At 64.2% G+C, this 4,323-nt stretch carries 5 protein-coding genes; 1 reads left to right on the top strand and 4 read right to left on the bottom strand.

Annotated features, from left to right (window positions below):
* Nucleotides 1–67 precede the first annotated feature (67 nt).
* From AC1D1G_RS42285 to AC1D1G_RS42270, 4 genes are all read right to left on the bottom strand, one after another.
* On the bottom strand, nt 68–499 hold the full coding sequence (locus AC1D1G_RS42285; protein WP_280784292.1) for a DUF5313 family protein: 432 nt from the start codon (nt 497–499) through the stop codon (nt 68–70).
* Between the two features lie 50 nt (nt 500–549).
* Entirely contained in the window at nt 550–1,026 is a 477-nt protein-coding gene (locus AC1D1G_RS42280) for a MarR family winged helix-turn-helix transcriptional regulator (RefSeq protein ID WP_009472891.1), read from the bottom strand.
* Between the two features lie 73 nt (nt 1,027–1,099).
* Nucleotides 1,100–1,792 carry a hydrogen peroxide-dependent heme synthase gene (gene hemQ / locus AC1D1G_RS42275; protein WP_411194609.1) on the bottom strand — a complete coding sequence of 231 codons (693 nt, stop codon included), beginning with the start codon at nt 1,790–1,792 and terminating at the stop codon, nt 1,100–1,102.
* An 8-nt stretch (nt 1,793–1,800) separates the two neighbouring features.
* Nucleotides 1,801–2,628: a sulfurtransferase gene (locus tag AC1D1G_RS42270; protein ID WP_477956607.1), complete on the bottom strand. Its 828-nt coding sequence runs from the start codon at nt 2,626–2,628 to the stop codon at nt 1,801–1,803.
* A gap of 106 nt (nt 2,629–2,734) precedes the next feature.
* Between AC1D1G_RS42270 and AC1D1G_RS42265 the strand changes: the two genes are divergently transcribed.
* On the top strand, nt 2,735–4,323 hold a 1,589-nt coding region (locus AC1D1G_RS42265), incomplete at its 3' end, for a nitrite/sulfite reductase (protein ID WP_477956608.1).

Below are 4,323 nucleotides of genomic sequence, written 5' to 3'. Positions count from 1 at the left end.
AGGACGCGCACGCTATCGGATGGTCCTCACGATGTGACCGTTCTCGGCAACGGTTGATCGACTGTCTTCAGCGGAGTTCGTTGCCGCTGCGCCGTTCGATGCCCCAGGTGCCGGGAGGTCCGTGGAGCTTCTCGTACGCGGCCTTTTCGGCGTCGTGACGGGACGCCTTCCTCGGGTTCTCCAGGTCGGGCGGCAGTCCGTGCCTCTCCAGGCGTCGAGATCGGTTCTGTGCCATGTACGACACCGCATAGAACACGGCGAGCAGCACTCCGAGCAAGACCATGGAGGCTCGCAGTCCGAGCGGCCCCGGGAACAGGAAGAACGCGGCGAAGACCGGAACGAACGGGACCATGCTGCGAACGAGGTGCCGGGGAACCGCCCAGTCACCGACCAGGTCGTTGCGGACCCAGTCCTGCATGGAGTCGGGTAGTTTACGGCCTACCGCGTAGCCCAGCCACTGTAGGGGGCCGGGCCGGGTTCGTTGCGTGTTTCGGGACATGACAATTACCTGTTCATGTTGTGCTGAAGTCGAATTCGACATGATTGTCCTCAGTGATCGAGCGCGCCCGCTCTGAGCGCAGCCTGATTGACGCGGGTGAGAACGTCGTGAAGTTCTTCGAGTTCGGCCAGGCTGACACCGAGCTTTTCGATAACGGCGGGCGGAATTTTCTCGGCCTCCGCACGTAGCGCAGCACCGGCTTCGGTCAGTTCGACATCCAGTTGCCTCTCGTCGGCCCGGCTGCGGGTGCGCGTGATCAGTCCGGACGCTTCGAGACGCTTGAGGAGCGGCGAGAGGGTGGGTGAATCGAGTTGCAGTGCGGTCCCGATCTCCTTGACCGCCATCGGGGCCTTTCCCCAGAGGGCGAGCATGACCAGGTACTGCGGATGCGTCAGCCCCATCGGTTCGAGCAAGGGGCGGTAGACGGCGAGTACCGCCCGGTTCGCGATCGCGAGCGCGAAACACACCTGCCGGTCGAGAGCGAGTAGATCGTCGCCGGCCTTCCCCTGCTGGATGTCTGCGGTCATGCCACTAGGCTACCAGAATGATTCGTGCAATAACTAATATTGCACGAATCATTCTGGAGGTTGCCGGCGATCGTCACGGGAATCGCGCAACGAGGGCATCGAGGCCGGTTCGCGGGCCGGAGAAGAACGGCGTCTCCAGCCGAACGTGCCTGCGCGCGTCAGTAGCGCGAAGGTCTCGCATCATGTCAACTATCCGGCTCGGGTCCGGAGCCTCGAAGGCGAGGATCCACTCGTAGTCGCTCAACCCGAAGGAACTCACGGTGTTGGCCCGCACGTCCGGGTAGGCGCGAGCCGCTCGGCCGTGTTCGGCGAGCTGCCGTCGCCGTTCGGCGTCCGGCAGCAGATACCACTCGAGCGATCGGTTGAACGGGTACACGCACACGAACTGTCCCGGCTTCTCGTCGGCCACATATGCCGCGATGTGGCTGCGGTTGAATTCGGCCGGCCGGTGGAGCGCGACCGCACTCCACACCGTCGTGCACGCTCGACCGAGTCTGCAGCGCCGGAAACCGGAGTAGGCGGCCTGCAATTCCTCGACGGTGTCGGCATGCGTCCACATCATGAAGTCGGCGTCTCCACGTAGTCCTGCGACGTCGTACATTCCGCGGATTGCGACACCGGACTCGGCGACTCGCTCGAGGTATGTGCGCGCATCGTCCACGACCTCGTCGCGGACATCCGGCAGCGCGCCGGGGACCACCTGGAACACGGTGAACATCATGAACCGCACGCGCTGATTGAGTTCGGTGAAGCGAGACCTGGTCAAGGCGCGGGCTACCTCTCGACCGGGACGCCGACCAACGAGCCGTACTCCACCCAGGAGCCGTCGTAGTTCCGGACGTCGGGGTAGCCGAGCAATTCGTGGAGAACGAACCAACTGTGCGCCGATCTTTCGCCGATCCGGCAATAGACGATGATGTCCTTCGTCTCGTCGAGGCCGGCGTCGCCGTACAGGGCGCGGAGCGCGTCCTCACCGAGGAAGGTGCCGTCGTCAGCGGAAGCCTTGGACCACGGCACGTTGACAGCAGTCGGGACGTGCCCCGGAACCTGGGGTTGTTCCTGCGGGACGTGCGCCGGGGCGAGGATCCTCCCGGAGAATTCGTCGGGAGACCGGACGTCGACAATGTTCTTTCTCCCGATCTGCTCGATCACCTCGTCGCGGTGCGCGCGGATTCCCGACACGGGCTCGGACGCCACGTAGTCGGTGGCCGGCCGGGTGACCGCCTCGCTCGACAAGGGCCGGCCGTCGAGCTCCCACTTCTTGCGTCCGCCGTCGAGCAGCCGGACGTCGCGGTGGCCGTAGAGCTTGAAGTACCAGTACGCGTAGGCGGCGAACCAGTTGTTGTTCCCGCCGTACAGGATCACCGTGTCGCCGTTGGCGATTCCTCGCTCGGACAGGAGTTTCTCGAACGATCGCCGGTCGATGACGTCGCGGCGCACCGGATCTTGAAGATCGCGCTTCCAGTCGATGCGGACGGCACCGTCGATGTGATTCGTCTCGTACTGCGTGGTGTCCTCGTCCACCTCGACGAGGACGACGTCGGGGTCGCGTCCGTGTTCGGCGACCCATTCGGCGTCGACCAGAAAATTGCTTCTACTCATGGTTCATCCTTCACTTCGTCGGCAACCGGGGTGTGCACATATAATTAATGCACGATCTATTCGTCTACGCTACAGTTTTGCGCACGCAGTTTCGACAGGAGCACCGATGACAACACCGAAGACCCGCCCTGCGCAGGCAAAGGCCCCGCGCACGGAGGGGCAATGGGCTCAGGGAGACCGTGAGCCGCTTAACGTGAACGAGCAGGTCAAACAGGATGACGACGGCCTCAACGTGCGCAAGAGAATCGAGGAGGTGTACTGCCGTACCGGTGTCGCCGGCATCGACCCGACCGATCGGCGAAGCCGCTTCCGCTGGTGGGGGCTCTACACCCAGCGCGCACCCGGCATCGAGGGCGGCCGAACCGCCACGTTGCCGCCGGAAGAGCTCGAGGACGAGCACTTCATGCTGCGCATCCGCATCGACGGAGGGGCACTGACCACCGAACAGCTGCGCGTCGTCGGTGAAGTCTCCCAACTGTTCGCCCGCGACACCGCGGATCTCACCGACCGCCAGAACATTCAGCTGCACTGGATCAGGGTCGAGGACCTACCCGAAATCTGGCGGAGGCTCGACGGGGTAGGCCTCACGACCGCCGAATCCGCAGGCGACACCCCGCGCGTGGTCCTCGGCTCGCCGATGGCCGGCATCGCCGTCGACGAGGTTCTCGACGCCACACCCGCTCTGCACGAGATCACCCGCCGATTGATCGCAAACCCCGACTACTCCAACCTGCCGCGCAAATTCAAAACCGCCATCTCCGGTCTCCAAGACGTGGTCCACGAGATCAACGATGTGGCGTTCATCGGTGTCGACCACCCGGACCATGGCCCGGGACTCGATGTCTGGGTCGGCGGCGGCCTGTCGACGAATCCGCGGATCGGCGAGCGCCTCGGAGCGTGGGTACCACTGGAAGACGTGCCCGACGTGTGGATCGGAATCGTCTCCCTCTTCCGCGACTACGGGTATCGGCGACTGCGGGCGAAGGCACGCCTGAAGTTCCTCGTCTYGGACTGGGGTGTCGAAAAGTTCCGCGACGTGCTCGAAACGGAATACCTCGGACGCGCGATGCTCGATGGACCAGCACCCGAACCGCTCGACGAACCACGCGATCACGTCGGCATCCAGCGCCAGAAGAACGGGCTCAACGCCCTCGGGATCGCACCCGTCGTCGGCAGGGTCGGCGGCACCGTGCTGACCGACTTGGCACGAGCAGCGGAAGCATCCGGATCCCGACGAGTACGCATCACCCCGATGCAGAAACTGGTGATCCTCGACGTCGAGGACGACAGTATCGACTCCCTCCAAGCCGATCTCGAAAAACTGGGTTTCCCCGCTCGTCCGTCGCCCTGGCGACGGAGCACCATGGCCTGCACCGGCATCGAATTCTGCAAGTTCGGGATCGTCGAGACCAAGGCGCGAGCCGCCGCACTCATCACAGACGTCGAGAAGCGACTTGCCGACGTCCAGGATCAGCTCGAGCACCCGATCACAGTTCACCTCAATGGGTGCCCCAACTCGTGCGCCCGCATTCAGGTCGCCGACATCGGCCTCAAGGGCATGATCGTGACCGATGCCGATTCCAACCAGGTCGAGGGCTTCCAGGTCCATCTCGGCGGCGGCCTCGGGCTGGACACGAGCTTCGGGCGCAAATTGCGCGGCCACAAGCTCCCCGCCACCGAGGTGCCCGACTACGT

This window comes from Rhodococcus sp. P3_B8, from assembly GCF_056402775.1.
The sequence above is the reverse complement of the archived record's forward strand: the minus strand, read 5'-3'. Positions and strand labels throughout refer to the sequence as shown.

Coding starts and splice junctions, on each gene's coding strand:
- AC1D1G_RS42270 (WP_477956607.1), bottom strand. CDS start 2,628: ATGAGTAGAAGCAATTTTCTGGTCGACGCCGAATGGGTCGCCGAACAC.
- AC1D1G_RS42285 (WP_280784292.1), bottom strand. CDS start 499: ATGTCCCGAAACACGCAACGAACCCGGCCCGGCCCCCTACAGTGGCTG.
- AC1D1G_RS42280 (WP_009472891.1), bottom strand. CDS start 1,026: ATGACCGCAGACATCCAGCAGGGGAAGGCCGGCGACGATCTACTCGCT.